General features: G+C 62.0%; 16 protein-coding genes. 10 read left to right on the forward strand and 6 right to left on the reverse strand.

Annotation, left to right across the window (positions count from 1 at the left end; translation table 11 throughout):
* Positions 1–17: 17 nt before the first annotated feature.
* The 3 genes from RCH06_RS11135 to RCH06_RS11145 all read right to left on the reverse strand — a co-directional run bounded on the left by RCH06_RS11135 (position 18) and on the right by RCH06_RS11145 (position 5697).
* Positions 18–3407 (reverse strand): PAS domain S-box protein, encoded by a 3390-nt coding sequence (locus RCH06_RS11135; RefSeq protein ID WP_442799642.1) that lies wholly within the window; start codon positions 3405–3407, stop codon positions 18–20.
* A gap of 66 nt (positions 3408–3473) precedes the next feature.
* A complete protein-coding gene (gene lolD, locus RCH06_RS11140; protein ID WP_327081532.1) occupies positions 3474–4169 on the reverse strand; it encodes a lipoprotein-releasing ABC transporter ATP-binding protein LolD in 696 nt (231 codons plus the stop codon).
* Positions 4170–4443: 274 nt separating this feature from the next.
* Positions 4444–5697, reverse strand: coding sequence for a lipoprotein-releasing ABC transporter permease subunit (locus tag RCH06_RS11145; RefSeq protein ID WP_327081533.1), 1254 nt, complete (start codon positions 5695–5697; stop codon positions 4444–4446).
* 33 nt (positions 5698–5730) lie between these two features.
* On the opposite strand from RCH06_RS11145, the gene RCH06_RS11150 reads away from it, so the two are divergent.
* From RCH06_RS11150 to RCH06_RS11190, 9 genes are all read left to right on the forward strand, one after another.
* Positions 5731–6723: a hypothetical protein gene (locus RCH06_RS11150; protein WP_327081534.1), complete on the forward strand. Its 993-nt coding sequence runs from the start codon at positions 5731–5733 to the stop codon at positions 6721–6723.
* A 40-nt stretch (positions 6724–6763) separates the two neighbouring features.
* Positions 6764–8515 (forward strand): single-stranded-DNA-specific exonuclease RecJ, encoded by a 1752-nt coding sequence (gene recJ, locus RCH06_RS11155; RefSeq protein WP_327081535.1) that lies wholly within the window; start codon positions 6764–6766, stop codon positions 8513–8515.
* Between the two features lie 60 nt (positions 8516–8575).
* Entirely contained in the window at positions 8576–8707 is a 132-nt protein-coding gene (locus RCH06_RS11160; protein WP_327081536.1) for a hypothetical protein, read from the forward strand.
* A 976-nt stretch (positions 8708–9683) separates the two neighbouring features.
* On the forward strand, positions 9684–9941 hold the full coding sequence (locus RCH06_RS11165; protein WP_327081574.1) for a YgaP family membrane protein: 258 nt from the start codon (positions 9684–9686) through the stop codon (positions 9939–9941).
* A gap of 9 nt (positions 9942–9950) precedes the next feature.
* Positions 9951–10814, forward strand: coding sequence for a 3',5'-nucleoside bisphosphate phosphatase (locus RCH06_RS11170; protein ID WP_327081537.1), 864 nt, complete (start codon positions 9951–9953; stop codon positions 10812–10814).
* Complete coding sequence (locus RCH06_RS11175; RefSeq protein WP_327081538.1) at positions 10811–11716, forward strand: DMT family transporter; 906 nt, start codon at positions 10811–10813, stop codon at positions 11714–11716. The genes RCH06_RS11170 and RCH06_RS11175 overlap by 4 nt, the downstream gene beginning before the upstream one ends.
* A 10-nt stretch (positions 11717–11726) precedes the next feature.
* The gene (locus RCH06_RS11180; protein ID WP_327081539.1) at positions 11727–12362 is read left to right on the forward strand and encodes an L-threonylcarbamoyladenylate synthase; all 636 of its coding nucleotides are present in this window, start codon (positions 11727–11729) and stop codon (positions 12360–12362) included.
* Positions 12363–12404: 42 nt separating this feature from the next.
* On the forward strand, positions 12405–13076 hold the full coding sequence (locus RCH06_RS11185; RefSeq protein ID WP_327081540.1) for a site-2 protease family protein: 672 nt from the start codon (positions 12405–12407) through the stop codon (positions 13074–13076).
* Between the two features lie 38 nt (positions 13077–13114).
* Positions 13115–14428, forward strand: a complete 1314-nt coding sequence (locus tag RCH06_RS11190) for a tryptophan--tRNA ligase (RefSeq protein ID WP_327081541.1) — start codon at positions 13115–13117, stop codon at positions 14426–14428.
* An 83-nt stretch (positions 14429–14511) separates the two neighbouring features.
* Here the strand turns inward: RCH06_RS11190 and RCH06_RS11195 are convergent, their stop codons facing one another.
* From RCH06_RS11195 to RCH06_RS11205, 3 genes are all read right to left on the reverse strand, one after another.
* Positions 14512–14697, reverse strand: coding sequence for a CsbD family protein (locus RCH06_RS11195; protein WP_327081542.1), 186 nt, complete (start codon positions 14695–14697; stop codon positions 14512–14514).
* 161 nt (positions 14698–14858) lie between these two features.
* On the reverse strand, positions 14859–15599 hold the full coding sequence (locus RCH06_RS11200) for a response regulator transcription factor (RefSeq protein WP_327081543.1): 741 nt from the start codon (positions 15597–15599) through the stop codon (positions 14859–14861).
* Positions 15596–17641, reverse strand: coding sequence for a PAS-domain containing protein (locus RCH06_RS11205; protein WP_327081544.1), 2046 nt, complete (start codon positions 17639–17641; stop codon positions 15596–15598). The genes RCH06_RS11200 and RCH06_RS11205 overlap by 4 nt, the downstream gene beginning before the upstream one ends.
* Before the next feature lie 183 nt (positions 17642–17824).
* Here RCH06_RS11205 and RCH06_RS11210 point away from each other — a divergent pair, with 183 nt between their 5' ends.
* Positions 17825–19465: an acyl-CoA synthetase gene (locus RCH06_RS11210; protein ID WP_327081545.1), complete on the forward strand. Its 1641-nt coding sequence runs from the start codon at positions 17825–17827 to the stop codon at positions 19463–19465.
* The last annotated feature ends 75 nt before the right edge of the window (positions 19466–19540 follow it).

Consider the following 19540-nt stretch of genomic DNA (forward strand, 5'->3'; position numbering starts at 1 on the left):
AATTAATATTCTGGCCATCAGGTGTCCTCTCTATTTTTCTCTAACCTTGGCAAGAAGGTGCGCTTTACCTCAGTGATAAAGCTGGCCGGATTGAACCCGGCTTTTTCTATAACATGGATAACCTTGCCCGGATTGCTATCGAGCTCAGCACGGTCTTGCGCCGTGATCTCTTTGGCGGTCACCATCAGAATCGGGATACGCGCCGTTTCGGGATTGCGCTGAAGCACTTTAATCACCTCAAAGCCGTTCACTTGCGGCATCATCAAGTCGAGCAAAATCAAGTCCGGCCGTAGTCGCTGCGCCAGGGTGATCGCCTCGCTACCGCCATACGCGCGCACTACCGTGTAGGCCGGTGGCGGCAAAAAGGCGGCAATGACTTCGACTGCTTTGGGGTCATCATCCACGACCAATACCGTGTGGGTAAGTCCATGGCCCGAAAGCAGGCCCAGATTGGCGAGTGAGGCTTTCAGCAGGGCGCGGCTGATTGGCTTTTGCAGCACGGCGGCGGCTCCGCCAATCAGTGCCATCTTGCTGTCGGTCAGCCCGGAGATAATCACCACCGGCACCTGGGCCGAGGTGCCGCTTTCGCGTATCCGCAGAAGAAATTCCCAGCCATCGATGCCCGGCAACTTAATATCCAGCGTGATCAAGCTGAGGGTCTGCTGCGACGCCACCACGAGGGCGGCCTCCGCACTGGCAGCGTGTAAGACGGTAAATCCTTCGGCTTCGAGCATCAGGCGAATCAGGTCAGCGGCCAGGTCGTCATCCTCGACGACCAGCGCAATGCGTTCCAGAGGCGCGGCTGCCGGCATGGTTACTGTGTCGACGATGTCGGGCTGAGTGGGTGTAGTTTGAGCCGCCGTGCGCAGGGGTAACCACGCCGCGAAGCGCGCACCCTCACCCTCTGCACTGGCCACGGCCACAGTCCCCCCATGCAGTTCGGCCAGTTTTTTGACCATCGCCAGGCCGAGGCCGGTACCCTCGAATTTGCGCGCCAGGCTGCTGTCGATTTGACCGAAGGCCTGAAACAACTTCGCCATATTTTCCTGGGAAATTCCGATGCCGCTGTCACTGACGCAGAGCTCGATAAATTCGCTGTACGCATTGTTGACCAAGGGGAAACTGTGCACTGGCCAGGCACCGGGCAGTGTGCCAACGGAATCGCATGAGACCCGCCGTGCGCTCAAGGTCACGCGAGCGCCGGCGGTGCTGAATTTGACGGCATTCGACAGCAGGTTGTAGACAATTTGCTTGGTCTTGCGCATGTCCAAGCCGAGTATGCCCAAGTCTTCATCCATTTCGAGTTCGAGATCGATGCGCTGGGCTAACGCCTTTTCCCTGACGATCGACAAGCTGTTGGACAGCAGGTTGTTCAGGTCGACCGCGTCGAGGTCGAGCGCCATCATGCCTGCTTCGACCTTCGATAAATCCAGAATGTCATTGATCAGGGACAGCAAGTGCTGCCCGCTGGTGAAAATATCGCCAATGTATTCGTGCTGGGTATCGCTCAGCTGGCCCATCAAGCCATCCTTGAGCGCCTCTGAAAATCCGATGATGGCGTTCAGCGGCGTGCGCAATTCATGCGACATGGTGGCCAGGAACTCTGACTTCATGCGGCTGGCATGCTCCAGCTCGATATTTTTTTCTTGCAAGGTGCTATCGAAGCGCTTGCGCTCAGTCACATCGCGCGCTGCCGCGAATACGCCTTGCAGCTTGCGGTCGCGGTCATGGAAGGTGGTCGCGTTGTACGACACGACTGTTTCCTTGCCACCCCTGGCGTGGGCGGTCAACTCGTAGTTGGTGACCTTGCCTTCGCGCAGCACACGCTTGATCGCCGCCTCGGCCCGCTCCGGATCGGTAAAATAGTTTTTGAACGGCGCCCCGATCAATTCATCGCGCGTGCAGCCGGTCAGCGCCTCCATCTGCTGGTTGACGTCGCTGATAATGCCGCGCGGATCGGTCGTCATGATGGCGTCAATATTTGATTCGATCAGTGAGCGCGTGTAAAACTGCTGATCGCGCAAACGCTGGTCGAGCAGCGCCTGCTCCGCTTCGACTTGTTTGCGCGCCGTGTTGTCGGTGCCGATCAACAGGTAGCCGATGATGGCGTCTTGCGCATCGCGCAGCGCCGTGACCGACACCACCGCCGGAAAGCGGCTGCCGTCCTTGCGGATATAGGTCAGCTCGTAGATGTCCTCGATCCCGCGCGAGGCCTTGAACACCAGCGCCTCGAAGCCGGGCGTAATCGGGGTGCCGAGTTCGACGCTCAGCGCCTCGGCGCGCGCAATCACTTCCTGCGGATCGGAAATCTCGGCCGGGGTGATCTTGTTCATCACTTCGGCGGCGGTGTAGCCCAGCATGCGCTCGGCGCCGACGTTGAAAATCTGGATCACGCCCTTCGCGTCGGTGGCGATACTGGAGAAGTTGGCGCTGTTGAAAATCGCGCTCTGCAAGGCCCCCGCTCTCAGCAGCGCCTCTTCGGCCTGCTTGCGCGCCGTGTTATCGGTGCCGATCAACAGGTAGCCGATGATGGCGTCTTGCGCATCGCGCAGTGCCGTGACCGACACCACCGCCCGAAAGCGGCTGCCATCTTTACGGATATAAGTCAGCTCGTAGATGTCCTCGATCCCGCGCGAGGCCTTGAACACCAGCGCCTCGAAGCCGGGCGTAATCGGGGTGCCGAGTTCGACGCTCAGCGCCTCGGCGCGCGCAATCACTTCCTGCGGATCGGAAATCTCGGCCGGGGTGATCTTGTTCATCACTTCGGCGGCGGTGTAGCCCAGCATGCGCTCGGCGCCGACGTTGAAAATCTGGATGACGCCCTTCGCGTCAGTGGCGATACTGGAGAAGTTGGCGCTGTTGAAAATCGCGCTCTGCAAGGCCCCCGCTCTAAGCAGCGCCTCTTCGGCCTGCTTGCGCGCCGTGTTATCGGTGCCGATCAACAGGTAGCCGATGATGGCGTCCTGCGCATCGCGCAGTGCCGTGACCGACACCACCGCCGGGAAGCGGCTGCCGTCCTTGCGGATATAGGTCAGCTCGTAGATGTCCTCGATCCCGCGCGAAGCCTTGAACACCAGCGCTTCGAAGCCGGGCGTAATCTGCGTGTCCAGTTCCAGACTCAGGGTGACGGCCCGGGCAATCAGCTCTTTCGGATCGGAAATATCAGCCGGCGTGACCTGATTGACAACATCGGAAGCCGCATAACCCAGCATGCGCTCGGCACCCACGTTGAAAATCTGGATCACCCCTTTTTCATCGGTGGCAATGCTGGAAAAGTTGGCACTGTTGAAAATGGCGTCTTGCAGAGCGCCTGTCTTGAGCAGTGTTTCCTGCCGCCGGAATTCGGTGAATCCGTCAGGAATCCCCTGTTTCCCGCCAGCGCTATTCCCGTTATCCGTTAGCGGCATAAATTCTTTCGTTTAAACCATCAAAAAATCAATAAGCCGTTTACACAAATGGTAACTGAAGCGATATCACTGCGCCTCTGACAACTTTCCCAGCACCAGCCGTAGCTGCCGCCCACAGCGCGCCGCCAGTGCTTCGTCGTGCGTCACCATTACAAACGCGGTGCCATGCTCTCGGGCGAGTTTAAGCATCAACTGAAACACGCCGTCGGCAGTGGAGCGGTCGAGGTTGCCGGTGGGCTCGTCGGCCAGCACGCAGGCCGGTCGCGTCACCAGGGCCCGGGCGATGGCGACGCGCTGACGTTCGCCGCCTGAAAGTTCGGACGGACGATGGTGGAGTCGGTCTTGCAAGCCCACGCTGGCCAGCATCTTGCTGGCGACTTCAGACGCTTTGGCACGGTCCTGACGCCGGATCCACAGCGGCATGGCGACGTTGTCGAGCGCGCTGAACTCGGGCAGCAAATGGTGAAACTGGTAGACAAAGCCAAGGTGCTGATTGCGTAGCTGGCCTTGGCTGGCGGGGGACAGCGTTGAAAGAATCTGACCCTTCAATTCGACCTGCCCGCTGGTGGGCGCGTCCAGCCCGCCCATCAAATGCAGCAGGGTGCTTTTGCCCGAACCCGAAGTGCCGACAATGGCCAGGGTTTCGCCGCGATGCACTTGCAGGTCAACGCCCTGCAGTACGGTCACGTCGAGCCGGCCTTCTGTGAAGCGTTTGGTCAGGCCGGTGGCGCGCAGCACGACCTCGCCCTGGGGCTGGGTCACGGATTCGGGTAGGCCCTCACCCCTGCCCTCTCCCAAAGGGAGAGGGAGTAAGTCGGAGTCGGTCCTGCGTTCTTGCAAAGTAGCTCCCTCAGAAATCATCGAACTGCTTGAAGTGGGCAGCATAGGAACATCATTTTTCAAAACTTCGGGCGAGGCACACACCTGCCCCCGTTCGTCCAAGTTCCGGCCGCAGGACCGGCTTTGCCGGACTGCAGGCGGGGCGGCCCCCTCGGGGGGCAGCGAACCACACGAAGTGGGGAGCGTGGGGGTTTGATCACTCATAGCGCAGCGCCTCCGCCGGATTCACGCGGCTGGCGCGCCAGCTGGGGTAAATGGTGGCCAGGAAAGCCAGAATCAGCGAGATGACGACGATCGGCATGATGTCGGCGTACTGCGGCTCGCTCGGCATGCGGCTGATCAGGTAGATGTCCTTGGGCAAAAAGCTGGCGTTCAGCAGCCGCTCCAGCGCCGGCACGATCACATCGATATTGAAGGCCACCAGCAGCCCCAGCAACAGGCCGGACAGCGTGCCGATCACGCCGACCATTGCGCCCTGCACCATGAACACGCCCATGATGCTTTTCGGGCTGGCACCCAGCGTGCGCAAAATGGCAATGTCAGCGCGCTTGTCGGTCACCGTCATCACCAGGGTGCTGACCAGATTGAACGCCGCCACTGCCACGATCAGCGTCAGGATGATGAACATCATGCGTTTTTCCAACTCGACGGCGGCAAACCAGGTCTTGTTTTGCCGCGTCCAGTCGCGTATCAGGAGGTCGCCGCTCAAGGTTTTCGACAACTCCAGCGCCACTTGCCGCGCCTGGTGCAAGTCTTTCAGTTTGATGCGGATGCCGGTCGGTCCTTCGAGGCGGAAAATTTTTGCCGCGTCGTCCTGGTGCATCATGACCAGCGCCGAATCGTATTCAAAATGGCCAGAGTCAAAGGTGCCCACTACCGTCATCTGCTTCAGGCGCGGCACCACGCCGGCGGGCGTCACCTGTCCGCTGGGGGCAATCAGCGTCACCGTGTCACCTTCGCGCACGCCCATGGCGCGGGCCAGCTCGCCGCCCAGCACCACGCCGAATTCACCAGGAAACAGCTTTGCCAGCGTCGGCTGCGAACTCACGGCCAGATCAGTTACCTGGCCCTCCAGCGCCGGGTCAATACCGCGCACCAAGGTGCCTTTCATGTCCTCACCGCGCGCCAGCAGGGCTTGGGCAGCTATGAAAGTTGCAGCGCCGACGACTTCTCGGTTGGCCTTGATTTCGGCCAGTGTTTTTTGCGGATCGGCCAGCGCGCCACCGCCGGGGGCAAACACTTCAATGTGCGAGATCACGCCCAGCATGCGGTCGCGCACTTCCTTCTGGAAGCCATTCATCACGCTCAGCACAATGATCAGCGCCGCCACGCCCAGCGCAATGCCGAGCATGGAAACACCTGAAATAAAGGAAATAAAGCCATTGCGCCGGGTGGCGCGGCCAGCGCGGGTGTAGCGCCAGCCCAAAATCAACTCATAGGGGATTTGCATGGGCGTGATTGTGGCATCCCGGACAATAGCGCGATGCGCCTTGAATCGACTCCCCACGTTCTCATCCCCTTTGCCGCTTGCAGCGCAGCCGCCTGGCTGCCCACTCTCGAATCCCTGCCGCCGAACACCTTAAAACGACTCGGCCAGTTGCTGCAGGGCATGCACTTGGTGCAAACCGACCGCCAAAATCCGGAATCGCTTTCGCCGCCGCACGAGCGCGCCTTGGCCCGCGCATTGGGCCTGGCCACGCTTCAAACCCCGGATGGCTTGATGCCCTGGGCCGCCCAGGACGCCGCAACCTACTTGCAGGCAGGCGGCGACAAGGCCTGGGCCTGGATCACGCCTTGCCACTGGGCCGTCAGGCACCTGCACGCCACCCTGACCGACCCGGCCGTGCTGGAATTGCGCGAAGACGAGTCGCGCGCCCTGCTGGCGCTCATGCAACCCTATTTTGAAACCGACGGCATCACGCTGCATTACCTGACGCCCGAGCGCTGGCTGGCCGAGGGCGAGCTGTTTCGCGGCCTGCCGACCGCCTCACTCGACCGGGTGCTGGCGCGCAATGTCGATGCGTGGTTGCCGGACGCCAAAGGGGCCGCGCCGCTTCGCCGGCTGCAAAATGAAATGCAGATGCTGCTTTACACACACCCCTTCAACGACGTACGCGACAGCCAAGGCAAGTTGCCGGTCAACTCTTTCTGGATCAGCGGCACGGGGGATTTACCCTTGCACAACGCGGAAACCGTCACGCCGATCACGCCGAAGGAGCAAATCAGCGCACCACGCAGCCTGGCCGAAGCGGTGTTCAGGGAAGACTGGGCCGCCTACGCGCAAGCCTGGGCCACGCTGGACGCGGGCGAAATCGCGGGTCTGCTGGCCCGGCAAAGCGCCGGCGAAACCGTGCGCCTGACGCTGTGCGGTGAAGACAGCGCGCAGACCTTTGAAACCCACCGCGCCAGCCCGTGGCGCCGAATTTCAAGCTTTTTCAGCCCCTTGCGCACGCTGGACGTGCTCAAGCAGCTATGAAAATCATAGTCATTCATTCAACCGATTCGAGAGACAGACCATGAAAATTCAGGTACGCGACGTGCCTCCGCGCAGCGTCTGGGCGCTGCAGCAGGCGGGCATTCACCCTTTGCTGGCGCAGCTTTATGCCGCGCGCGGCGTCCACGGCCCCGACGAACTCGACGACGGACTGGCCAAACTGCTGCCGCCGTCCGCGCTGCGCGGCACGCAAGAAGCCGCCCGCTTGCTGGCCGATGCGATGGCCAGCGATAAAAAAATCTGCGTCGTCGCCGACTACGACTGCGACGGCGCGACCGCCTGCGCCGTGGCACTGCGCGGCCTGAAACTGCTGGGCGCCAAGCACGTCAGCTACCTGGTTCCCGACCGGATCGTTGACGGCTACGGCCTGACCGCGCCGATTGCCGAGCGGGTAAAAGCCAGCGGTGCCGACGTGCTGGTGACGGTGGACAACGGCATTGCCAGCATCGACGGCGTGGCGCGCGCCAAAGCGCTGGGCCTGCAGGTGCTGGTCACCGACCACCATTTGCCGGCCTTGTTCAACGAGCAGATCGGCCTGCCCGATGCCGACGTGATCGTCAACCCCAACCAGCCCGGCTGCACCTTTGAAAGCAAGGCCATCGCCGGCGTCGGCGTGATGTTCTACGTGCTGCTGGCGCTGCGCGCCGAGTTGCGCGCGCGCGGCGTGTTTGACGCCGCCCACCAGCCCAAGCTCGACACGCTGCTGCCACTGGTGGCGCTGGGCACGGTGGCTGACGTGGTGAAGCTGGATGCCAACAACCGCAGGCTGGTGGCGCAGGGCCTGAAGCGCATCCGCGCCGGCGCGCTGCCCGCCGGCATTGCCAGCCTGTTCAAGGCTGCCAGTCGGCAGGCCGCCGCTGCAACGACTTTTGATTTCGGCTTTGCGCTCGGCCCGCGCATCAATGCGGCCGGTCGGCTGGCCGACATGACGCTGGGCATTGAATGCCTGCTGACAGACGACCCGACACGGGCCGACGAGCTGGCGCAGATGCTCGACGGCATCAACCGCGAACGCCGCAGCATCGAATCCGGCATGCGCGACCAGGCGCAACTGGCCGCCGACGCGATGATTGACGAAGACGAGGAACCGCCCCCGGCGATTGCGATTTTTGACCCGGATTTTCACGAAGGCGTGGTCGGCATCGTCGCCTCGCGCATCAAAGACCGGCTGCACCGGCCGACCTTTGTGTTTGCCGCCAGCCAGGCGCCGGGCAAGGAGCATGAACTCAAAGGCTCGGGCCGCTCGATTCCGGGCTTTCATTTGCGCGACGCGCTGGATCTGGTCGCCAAGCGCCATCCGGGTGTGTTGCTGCGTTTTGGCGGGCACGCGATGGCGGCAGGCTGCACAATTTCCGAGGAACATTTCGAGCAGTTCGAATACGGATTGCAGCAGGTCGCCAGCGAATGGCTGGACGCCGCCACGCTGACGCGCCGCCTGGACACCGACGGCCCGCTGGCACCCGAATACCGGCGCGCCGACGTGGTCGATACGCTGCACAAGGAAGTCTGGGGCCAGGGTTTTGCCGCGCCAACCTTCAGCGAAGAGGTCGAGGTGGTGTCGCAGCGGCTGGTGGGCGACGACAAGCATTTGTCGCTCAAGCTCAAGCACCGGGGCGAGCCGGTGGATGGCATCTGGTTCGGCCATACCGAAGCCCTGCCGGCGCGCGTGACGCTGGCGTTCCGGCTCGACACCAATGAATGGAAAGGCATCCGGCGCGTGCAGTTTCTGATTGAAGCTGCAGAAATCCAGGCGCCCAAGTTGCAGGGTCTATAGGGAATTTGTCCGACGGTTTTTGAGTCGGGCTGCCTACAGCCCCGGATGTCCAGCGCGATAATGATTGATGTTCAGAAGGGGCCCACATCGGCGCCCCACCATCCCCCAGAGGAAATCATGAACACCATCATCTATATCGTCGGCCTGGTCGTCATCATCGGCGTCATCCTGTCTTATTTTGGCCTGCGCTGAAACCCGAAAAAAAATACACGCTGATTGCTATTCATTCAATAGCCTCTTGCGCATACCGGGTATGCGCAAGAGCCGTCCTTAATTCACAAATCAGTGGCGTCGTGTAGTCGCCCGATTCTTCCTGCGGCATGAGCCGTGTTTAACGCTTGGGGTTGCCTCACCAAGCCACGGCAATTTACCAACCCCATTTTTACTATATTGCCACCCCGCAATCAGTGGCTGCAAGCTCTCGTTGGGTTGCCAAATCAGCAATTTCGATCTGGGTTGGCGTCGTTGATGAGCGACTGGTTCGCCTTGGACAGCTGCACCGAGGTGCACGTCGCCGGCCCCGAGCCGGGAGCGTCGATACCACTCATTTTTCCGGCAAATCAATATTTAATTAGCCAACACCTGCGTCACGAATCGCTCTGCCACGCAATTTCAATTGCAGCCTTTTGCGCAGCTCCCGCATGATCTTGCAGCCCACGCAACACAACCCAATCATGAAGTGATTGATGCGTCGCCCAACCTTTTGTTTTCAATAAAAGATAGCTTGCTTAAGGCCTAAGCCCTGAACACATGAATGCGTTATAAAGCCGTTTCAATACTATTTATTTGATAGCTGACTGCGCTTGTGCAGCCTGCGCTAGCGCAATTTTTGACTGTTAATCTGGTGTTGCCACCCTCGTGAGTGCTCACGAGTGACCTGCCCCCGTATTACCCACCTCCTTACCTGCCTCGCGCCTTACCGGAATCCGCTATTGCTCCGGCCCATTGAAGTCATAAGTTTTGCGGCTTTGGTCCCAAGCAAAATAGTCAATTTTTGTTCAAACTTCAGAGGGCCGGATCAATAGGACGACAGGCCCAGTCACGATTGATCCCGCCACGCTCTACCTTGGCGCAGGCGCAATGGCCGACATGCAGCCGGCCATTGCGCCTGTCAACGCGCCGCTTGACGGTCACCAGTACGATTGGCGTGTGGGGCTGGATAGGAGCTGTGCCGCAGGCGACCAGCCTGCTGGGCTGGTGCGGGGCGTATTCGTTGTTTGGCTGGAAAACCTGCCCCCCTGAAAAATTAACGCTTGCACCTTTGGGGGCCGCTGCGATCGCGTCGGGCTTGGCAAATGGGCTGCCTCGGTGGCAGCTTTTTTTCCCTCCAATACCCGGCAAGCGGGAAGCGAAAAGCAGGTCATGCAAAAAATTGGCAGCGGCTGCAAGTCCTGAAAAATGCGCGCTTTCACGCTTGAAAGCATAAAATGTTTTCGTGCATCCTAAAAATATTCTCAACGCCGATCTCCATTGTCATTCCGTCGTCTCCGACGGCACCCTGACGCCCGAAGTCTTGGCAGAGCGTGCCAAAACCAATGGCGTCGAACTGTGGGCGCTGACCGACCACGACGAAATCAGCGGCCAGCACCGCGCGATGGCAGCCGCCAGGGCGCGAGGCATGGCGTATCTCACCGGCACCGAAATTTCCGTCACCTTTGCCGGCGAAACCGTTCACATTGTGGGGTTGGGCTTTGATCCTGACGATGCCGCCCTGGCGCAAGGCCTGCGCGACACACGCGGCGGCCGCGAACAGCGCGCCATGGAAATGTCCGAGTCACTGGCCAAAGCAGGCATTCATGGCGCTTTTGAAGGCGCCCTGAAATTTGTCGGCAACCCCGAACTGATTTCACGCACCCACTTTGCCCGCTTTTTGGTAGAAACCGGCGTGTGCCGCGAAACGCCTGAAGTTTTTCGCAAATACCTGACCGAAGGAAAACCCGGCTATGTGCCGCATCGCTGGGCGACCCTGAAAGACGCCGTCACCTGGATCACGCAGGCAAAGGGCGTGGCCATCATTGCCCATCCGGGCCGCTACAACTTTTCGGCCAACGAAGAATATGCGCTGTTCACCGAATTCAAGGCGCACGGCGGGTGCGGCGTGGAAGTCGTCACCGGCAGCCATACCAAACAGGAGTTCGTGAAATACGCCGAAACTGCCAAAGAGTTCGGACTGGCGGCGTCGCGGGGCAGCGATTTTCACAGCCCCGACGAAAGCCATACCGACCTTGGAAAACTGCCTTTTTTGCCGGGCGAGCTGACGCCGGTGTGGGAATTGCTGGCTGACCGCATTCAGCAATGACGACTGCCCCCCGAACTCCGCCCAACACGCTGGCGGGGATTGCGCTTTTGGTGGCAGCCGTGGCCTGCTTTGCCGTGCTGGACACCACCACTAAAGCCATCTCCCTGAGTGTGCCGGTGCTGATGGCGCTGTGGTTTCGCTATGCATTTCAAGCCATCGCCACGACCGTGACCATGCTGCCGTCCCGGGGCTGGCGTCTTTTTAAAACAGCACATCCGAAGTTCCAGTGCCTGCGAGGCTTGCTGTTGCTGACGACCAGCGTTTTTGCATTTTTCAGCCTGAAGTACATGCCGGTCGGCGAGTTCACGGCCATTGTCATGATCACGCCGCTGGTCATCACGCTGCTGGCTTCGGTCACGCTGGGTGAACGGGTATCGGTTTTACGCTGGATATTGGTGGTTGGCGGCTTTGTCGGCACGCTCATCATCATCCGGCCGGGTGGCGAGAGTTTTAGCTGGGCCACGCTGCTGCCCTTGGGCCTGGTGGTTTCGCATGCGTGGTTCCAGATCCTGACCAGCCGGATGGCGCGCACCGAAGACCCGGTCACGATGCATTTTTATACCGGCTGGGTCGGTACGCTGATCGCGTCGCTGGCCTTGCCGTTTGTCTGGACTTCGCTCGATTCGTGGACGCTCTGGGCCGGCCTGGCGCTGATGGGTTTCATGGGCACCGTCGGTCATTTCATGATGATTCTGGCTTATGCGCGTGCGCCGGTTTCTACCCTGACGCCTTTTTTGTATGCACAGATCGGCTTTGCCATGCTGGGCGGCTGGTGGGTGTTTTCGCATGTCCCGGATCGCCTGTCGCTGATGGGTATGGGCATGATCGCGGTATGTGGCGCGGCAGGCGCATGGCTTGCAGTGCGTGAAAGCCGCGTCATCATTCAAGCGACTGAATCCTGAAAGGTTTTTAATGGCTCAATTATTTGAAGTTCATCCCGACAATCCGCCCGCGCGTCTGCTCAAGCAGGCCGTTGACCTGATCAAGCGCGGCGGCATTGCGGCCGTGCCCACCGACTCCAGCTATGCGCTGGTCTGCCAGCTCGATGACAAGTCTGCCGCCGACAGCCTGCGCCGCATTCGCGGGGTGGACGACAAGCACCACCTCACGCTGCTGTGCCGCGACCTGAGCGAGCTGGCCAACTATGCGCGGGTCGACAACAAGCAGTTCCGCCTGCTCAAAGCCGCAACGCCCGGCCCCTACACTTTCATCCTGGAGGCCAGCAAGGAAGTGCCGCGCCGCCTGAGCCACCCGTCGCGCAAGACCATCGGCCTGCGCGTGCCCGACCACAAGGCGCTGCAAGCCCTGCTGGAACTGCATGGCGGCCCGTTGCTGGCCACCACGCTCATTCCGCGCGGCGAAACCGAATCCATCAGCGACCCCCAGGACATCACCGGCCCGCTGGGGCGCGAGCTTGCCGCCGTGATTGACGCCGGTGCGTGCTACAAGGAAGCCACCACCGTGATCGACCTGACGCCGATGGCCGAGGGCAACGACCCGGTGGTAATCCGGCAAGGCCGGGGCGAGCTGGCGCCGCTGGGGCTGTAAGGCATTCACTGCCGCCACAAACGCGTCTGAGACAATCCCGGCATGGACAACATTGCCAACCTGATTCAAACGATTGCTCTTTATGCGCTGCCCGTGCTGTTCGCCATTACCGTGCATGAAGCCGCTCATGGCTACGTGGCCCGCCATTTTGGCGACAACACGGCGTATCTGCAGGGCCGCCTGACGCTGAACCCGCTCAAGCACATCGACCCGGTCGGTACGATCCTGATGCCGCTGATCCTCTACGTTGCCACTTCGGGCACCTTTTTATTCGGGTATGCCAAGCCGGTTCCGGTCAATTTCGGCGCTTTGCGCAACCCCAAGCGCGACATGATCTGGGTGGCGCTGGCCGGGCCGGCGTCCAATTTTGCACAGGCTATTTTCTGGGCTTTGCTGCTGGTGGTTTTAGCCGGTATGGGCGTGCAAGAGCCGTTCTTCATCAAGATGGCGCAGGCCGGCATTTTGGTCAACCTGGTGATGTGGGCGTTCAATTTGTTCCCGCTGCCACCGCTGGACGGCGGGCGCATTCTGGTAGGCCTGCTGCCCTGGAAGCAGGCGCAAATGGTCTCGCGCTTGGAACCCTGGGGGTTTTTCATCGTCATGGCGCTGGTGCTGGCCGGTGTTGTCGGTACTTTTTGGCTCATGCCACTCATGGGCGTTGGCTACGCCGCGATCAAACTCCTGATCTCTCCACTGGCGTTCCTGCTGCGCTGATTCCGTTTTTTTCTCATTCCCCTTATTTCCGCCTTCGCATGAATAACTCCCCTTCCGCCTCCCCTCAATGCTTCCTGACCGGCATCACCACCACCGGCACACCGCACTTGGGCAACTTTGTCGGCTCGATCCGTCCTTCGGTGGCCGCCAGCCGCCTGCCCGGTGTGCAGAGCTTTTATTTTCTGGCCGACTACCACGCGCTGATCAAATGCGGTGAGCCGGCGCGCATCCAGCGCTCGACGCTGGAAATTGCCGCCAGCTGGCTGGCCGCCGGACTGGATCCGGAACGCGTGACGTTTTACCGCCAGTCCGACATCCCGGAAATTACCGAACTCACCTGGCTGCTGACCTGCGTCACCGGCAAGGGCATGCTGAACCGTGCTCATGCCTACAAGGCCTCAGTCGATAAAAACGAAACCGCCGGCAACGACCCGGATGCCGATGTCACCGCCGGCCTGTTCATGTACCCGGTGCTGATGGGCGCTGACATTTTGATGTTCAAGGCGCACAAAGTGCCGGTCGGGCGTGACCAGATCCAGCACATTGAAATGGCGCGCGACATCGCGCAGCGCTTTAACCATCTGTACGGCGACCACTTGGTGCTGCCCGAAGCGGCCATCGAGGAATCCGTCGCCCTGCTGCCCGGCCTGGACGGCCGCAAGATGAGCAAGAGCTACGACAACACCATTCCGCTGTTCATAGCGCGCGACCAATTACGCAAGCTGATCGCCGGCATCGTCACCGACTCGCGCGCGCCCGGCGAAGCCAAGGACACCGAAGGCTCTGCGCTGTTTCAGATCTACCAGGCGTTTGCGAAAGAAAGCGAAACCGCCGCGTTGCGCCAGGCGTATGCCGACGGCATTGGCTGGGGCGATGCCAAGCAGATGCTGTTCGAGCGTATTGACCAGGAAGTCGCCCCAATGCGCGAGCGCTACCAGACACTCATCGGCCATCCCCAGGAAATAGAACGCCTGCTGCAGGCCGGCGCAGACAAGGCACGCGCCGTGGCCACACCGTTCATGGGCGAACTGCGCCGTGCCGTGGGCCTGCGCAATCTCTCCACAGCCCAGGCGCCAGCCTCCAAAAGCAAAGCCGCAAAATCCGCAGCACCTGCATTCAAGCAGTACCGCGAAAAAGACGGCCAGTTTTACTTCAAGCTGCTTGATGCCGGTGCGCGCCTGCTGCTGCGAAGCCAGGGTTTTGACTCGCCCAAGGAAGCTGCATCCACCATTGCCCTGCTGCAAAAAGAAGGTTCTGGCGCATTGGTCACACTGCAAGACAAGGTACAAATTAGCCCCGGCATCAGTGCCGCTGACGTGGCTGGGTCGCTGGCGTTTTTTACAGCGGCGTAAGCCCTCATTACCAAACACTGAGCCCCAACGCAAAGCGGCCAGTACGAGACCGGCCGCTTTTTTTCAGGTTCCTGGGAACCGGATCAGATTTTGTCGACAGCGTCCTTCAGGACTTCCTTGGCGTCGCCCACGTTTTTCTGGGTTTTGCCTTCTGCCTGGTTAACCAGACCCTTGGCTTGCTGCTCTGGGCTGTCAATCAATTCGCCGGTCTTGGTTTGAACTTTGCCAGCAGCTTCCTTGAGCGCGCCCTTGACTTGATCGGTATTCATAAAAACATCCTTTTGCTTCGGTTGGTGATGTAACAAGCGTAATACGGCCGTTTCATCCCACCTACCAGATCAAACCGCAAGACTTCGTGGGTTCACTCCTACACATTGATTTTCAGCACGCAGCTGACGCTGAGGCCAGCGATCAGGCATCCATCGCTTCGCTACAGCCACGTCACCTCGGCCGCCAGCAAATAGCCCGCGCCATAGACCGTGCGAATGGTGGTCGGATGCTGGGGGTCGGATTCGAGCTTGCGCCGCAGCCGGGACACCCGCACATCGACGCTGCGGTCCAGCGCCGACAGGTCGCGGTCGCCGCACAGTTGCTCGCGGTCCAGGATGCGGTTGGGCCGCTGCAAAAACTGCAGCAGCATGCGCGACTCGCCGGCGCTCAGTGTCCATTCCTCGCCGCCTGGCGACGTCAGCAGGTTGGAGTCGGCCCGGAAACGCCAGCCGCCAAACTCGGCCATGTGCGAACGCGCGGGCGTTTGCGCCGACGCGCCGGGCGCCTTGTCCCGGCGCCGCAGGATGCTGCGCACGCGGGCCACCAGCTCACGCGGCTCGAAGGGCTTGACCACATAGTCATCGGCGCCCAGTTCCAGGCCCATGACCCGGTCGCTGAGGTAGCCGCGCCCTGTCAGCACCATCACGCCGCAGGCATGCCGTGCCTGCAACTCGCGCACCACGTCCATGCCGTCGGCGTCGGGAAGGCCCAGGTCAACGATGCACAGGTCGGGCACCCGCACCAGCAGCAGCCGGCGCAGTTCCGCTGCGGTGTGGCATTCGACGGTCTCGAAACCAAACTCGCGCAGCGTGCTGCCGACCAGCCGGCAGATGTCGGTATCGTCGTCCAGCAGGTAGATGCAGCGCGGCCCCTCCGGCTGGCGAAACATGCCGGCCGTCATACGCCCAGGCCGTCCAGCGCTTGCTGCAATTCGTTGGCGGTGAACGGCTTTTTCAGCAGGCAAACCCCGGTGGGCGCGCCGTCGGGTGCGGCATCGCCATCAGCGTAGCCGCTGATCAGCAGGGCCTTCACATGCGGCGCGCGCTGGCTGGCTGCGCTGCACAGCGCCTGGCCATCCATGCCGCCGGGCATCACCAGATCGGACACCAGAATGCCCACGGTGGGCACGCTGGCCAGCAGTTGCAGGGCATCGGCCGCATGGTCGGCTTCGATGACCGGATAGCCCAGGCCGACCAGCTGCAGCCGGATCACCCGGCGCACGTCGGGGTCGTCCTCGACCAGCAGCACCAGCGGACGCTGCGCGCCGAGCCGGCCGGCCAGCGCCTGCGGGCCCGGCAGCGTTTCGGCTTCAAGCGCTTCGTCGTCGGTGCACGGCAGCACCAGGGTCACCACGCAGCCTTCGCCCAGTGCGCTCTGGATGCTGAGGCCGCCGCCCGACTGCTTGGCAAAGCCATACACCATCGACAGCCCCAGGCCGCTGCCCGAACCGAAACGCTTGGTGGTGAAAAAAGGCTCGGAAGCGCGCGCCTGCGTGGCGGCGTCCATGCCGATGCCGGTGTCGGACACGCTCAGCGCCACATAGCAGCCCGGCACCACATCGAATTCGGCCGCCTGCGCCGGGCCCAGCACCCTGCGCGCGGCCTTGATCGTCAACTGGCCGCCCTCGGGCATGGCGTCGCGCGCGTTCAATGCCAGGTTGAGCAGGGCATTTTCAAGCTGCTGGGCGTCAGTCAGGGCAAAAACCGGCTCGTTCACCGGCGTGGCCGCGACGGCGACATGCGCCGGCAGGGTGCGCTTGAGCAGCAGCAATGTTTCATTCACCATGTCGGCGATGTTCACCGAGCGCAGCGACAGTGGCTGCTTGCGCGCAAAGGCCAGTAGCCGCTTGATCAGCGAGGCGCCCCGGCGCGAGGCCTTCAGCGCCGGCAGAACGTATTCGGCCATGTCCGGCTCGTCGGGATAGCGCGCCTGCAGCGTGACCAGGTTGCCGATCACCACCGTCAGCAGGTTGTTGAAGTCGTGCGCCAGGCCGCCGGTGAGCTGCCCGACGGCTTCCATTTTCTGCGCATGCACCAGCGCCGCCTGGGTGTTCTTGAGGTCGGTGATGTTGACCGACAGCACGAAGCAGCCGGCCACCCGGCCCTGGGCGTCGAGTTCGGGCACCAGTTCGCTGCGCGCATACACCAGCCGTCCGCCGGGGCGGCGCATGGCGTATTCGTAGCTGACGCGTTCGCCCTTGAGCGCGCGGTGCACATGGCGCGAGATATCGGTGTAGACCTCACCCCCCACCACATCGCGGATGGCGCGGCCCACCACGCCCTCGCGGACCGTGCCAAACCAGTCGGCGTAGCCCTTGTTGGCATAGCGGTAGATTTCCTGGTGATCAAAATAGCCGATCAGCGCCGGCACGGTGTCGGTGATCAGGCGCAGGTTTTCCTCGCTGCGGCGCAGCGCCTCGGTGATGCGCTGGTTGGCGTCGTCGGCCACGATCAGGCGCCGGTTGGTCGCCTGCAGTTCATGCGTGCGCTCGGCCACCCGGCGCTCCAGCTCGACGTTTTGCTGCTCGATCTGCTGCTCGTGGCGCCGGCTGGACGTGATGTCGGTGTACAGCGTGACAAAGCCGTTGTGCGGCAAGGGCTCGCCGCGCACCGCCAGGATTTGTCCGTCGGGCCGGTCGCGCTCGGTGTAGTGCGGCGTGAAATGCCGCGCCAGGCGCATGCGCTCGGCCACCAGTTCCTCGACATCGCCCGGCCCGTATTCGCCGCGCTCGGCGTTGTAGCGCATGAAGGACTCGAAGGTCGCGCCGACAAACGCCATGTCTTCGGGGAAATCGAGCAGGCGCAAAAACGCCTGGTTCCAGGCGACGATGCGCAGGTTGCCGTCGATCACCGTCAGCCCCTGGTCAAGCCGGTCCAACCCGGCCTGCAGCAACTCGTGCCGGTAGTGGATTTGCTGGGAATCGGGGGAAACGTGTGATGGCATCAAAGGCGGGCTCCGGCGGATTGGTGCATTCTAGGGCGCTGCCGCGCGGGCCGGAAGGCCGCAATCATTCGATACATTTGCCCCGAAATTGCGCAACAGTCGGCTGCCATCATCCTGCCTGTCAATGACTGAACAGACCTTCAAGCCTGATGCAGTCACCATCACCACCAGGAGACTGCCGACATGCCCACGACCGCCTATGACCACAGACTCGAGCGCAACAGCGCGAACCACACCGCGCTGTCCCCGATCAGTTTCCTGGAGCGCTCGGCGCGTGTCTACCCCGAGCGCGCGTCGCTGGTTCACGGCGACATCCGCTTCACCTGGGCGCAGACCTATGCGCGTTGCCGCCGCCTGGCCAGCGCACTGGCGCGGCGCGGCGTGGGCGTGGGCGACACCGTCGCGGCCATGCTGCCGAACACGCCGCCCATGTTCGAAGCGCATTTCGGCGTTCCCATGCTGGGGGCGGTGCTCAACACCCTGAACACCCGGCTCGATGCCGAAGCGCTGGCCTTCATGCTCGACCACGGCGAAGCCAAGGTGCTGCTGACCGACCGCGAATTTTCGCCCCTCATCGAGCGGGCGCTGGGCCTGATGCGCCAGCCCTGCCCGCTGGTCATCGACGTCGATGACCCGATGCACGAAGGCGGCACACTGCTGGGCGAGATGGACTACGAGGCGTTCCTGCAGACCGGCGACGAAGCCTACGACTGGTCGCTGCCGACCGACGAATGGAATGCGATTGCGCTGAACTACACCAGCGGCACCACCGGCAACCCCAAGGGCGTGGTCACGCACCACCGGGGCGCCTACCTGAACGCCGTGTCCAACGTGGTGACCTGGGAAATGCCGCGCCACTCGGTCTACCTGTGGACGCTGCCGATGTTCCACTGCAACGGCTGGTGCTTTCCCTGGACGCTGGCGCTGCAGGCGGGCGTCAGCGTGTGCCTGCGCAAGGTCGATCCGGCGCTGATTTTCTCGCTGGTCCGCGCGCACCGCGTCACGCACCTGTGCGGCGCGCCGATCGTCTATGGCCTGCTGATCAATGCGCCGCAGGTGCTGCGCGCCGGCATCTCGCACCCGATTGCCGGCCTGATTGCTGGCGCCGCGCCACCGGCCGCCATCATCGAAGGCTGCGAGCGCATCGGCATCGACATCACCCATGTCTATGGCCTGACCGAGGTCTATGGCCCCGCCGCCGTCTGCGCCAGGCAGGCCGGCTGGGACAAATTGCCGATTGGCGAGCGCGCCGCGCTGAATGCGCGCCAGGGCGTGGCTTATCCGATGCAACAGGCGATTGCCGTGCTGAACCCGGAAACCATGCGGCCAGTGCCCGCCGATGGCGAGACCATGGGCGAGATTTTCTTTCGCGGCAACCTGGTGATGAAGGGCTACCTGAAAAACCCGCAGGCCACGGCCGAAGCCTTTGCCGGCGGCTGGTTCCACACCGGCGACCTGGCGGTGGTGCATCCCGACGGCTACATCAAGATCAAGGACCGCAGCAAGGACGTGATCATTTCCGGTGGCGAGAACATCTCCAGCCTGGAAGTCGAGGAAGTGCTGTACCGGCATCCGGCCGTGATGGTCGCCGCCGTGGTCGCCAGGCCCGACGACAAATGGGGCGAGGTGCCTTGCGCCTATGTCGAACTGTGCGACGGGGCCAGCGTGACCGAGGCCGAGATCATGGAACACTGCCGCGCGCAGCTGGCGCGCTTCAAGGTGCCCAAGCAGGTGCGGTTCGGCACGCTGCCCAAGACCTCGACCGGAAAAATCCAGAAGTTCGTGCTCCGCGAGCAGCTGCGTTCGGCGTCCAGCATGGCGTGAACGGCACGCGCCTGGCCTGACGCCCCGAAGCTGCCGGCACCGCGCCGGCGCTTACTCCTGAATTCATAGCTGCTT

Source organism: Polaromonas sp. CG_9.5 (genome assembly GCF_035984465.1).
Classification (GTDB): Bacteria; Pseudomonadota; Gammaproteobacteria; order Burkholderiales; family Burkholderiaceae_C; genus Polaromonas.

Bases quoted from the DNA above. Each gene is read 5' to 3' on its own strand.
- RCH06_RS11200 (WP_327081543.1), bottom strand. From the start codon at position 15,599: ATGACGGCCGGCATGTTTCGCCAGCCGGAGGGGCCGCGCTGCATCTAC.
- RCH06_RS11175 (WP_327081538.1), top strand. From the start codon at position 10,811: ATGACGACTGCCCCCCGAACTCCGCCCAACACGCTGGCGGGGATTGCG.
- recJ (WP_327081535.1), top strand. From the start codon at position 6,764: ATGAAAATTCAGGTACGCGACGTGCCTCCGCGCAGCGTCTGGGCGCTG.
- RCH06_RS11195 (WP_327081542.1), bottom strand. From the start codon at position 14,697: ATGAATACCGATCAAGTCAAGGGCGCGCTCAAGGAAGCTGCTGGCAAA.
- RCH06_RS11145 (WP_327081533.1), bottom strand. From the start codon at position 5,697: ATGCAAATCCCCTATGAGTTGATTTTGGGCTGGCGCTACACCCGCGCT.
- RCH06_RS11185 (WP_327081540.1), top strand. From the start codon at position 12,405: ATGGACAACATTGCCAACCTGATTCAAACGATTGCTCTTTATGCGCTG.
- RCH06_RS11150 (WP_327081534.1), top strand. From the start codon at position 5,731: ATGCGCCTTGAATCGACTCCCCACGTTCTCATCCCCTTTGCCGCTTGC.
- RCH06_RS11205 (WP_327081544.1), bottom strand. From the start codon at position 17,641: ATGCCATCACACGTTTCCCCCGATTCCCAGCAAATCCACTACCGGCAC.
- RCH06_RS11160 (WP_327081536.1), top strand. From the start codon at position 8,576: ATGATTGATGTTCAGAAGGGGCCCACATCGGCGCCCCACCATCCCCCA.
- RCH06_RS11180 (WP_327081539.1), top strand. From the start codon at position 11,727: ATGGCTCAATTATTTGAAGTTCATCCCGACAATCCGCCCGCGCGTCTG.
- RCH06_RS11135 (WP_442799642.1), bottom strand. From the start codon at position 3,407: ATGCCGCTAACGGATAACGGGAATAGCGCTGGCGGGAAACAGGGGATT.
- RCH06_RS11210 (WP_327081545.1), top strand. From the start codon at position 17,825: ATGCCCACGACCGCCTATGACCACAGACTCGAGCGCAACAGCGCGAAC.
- RCH06_RS11190 (WP_327081541.1), top strand. From the start codon at position 13,115: ATGAATAACTCCCCTTCCGCCTCCCCTCAATGCTTCCTGACCGGCATC.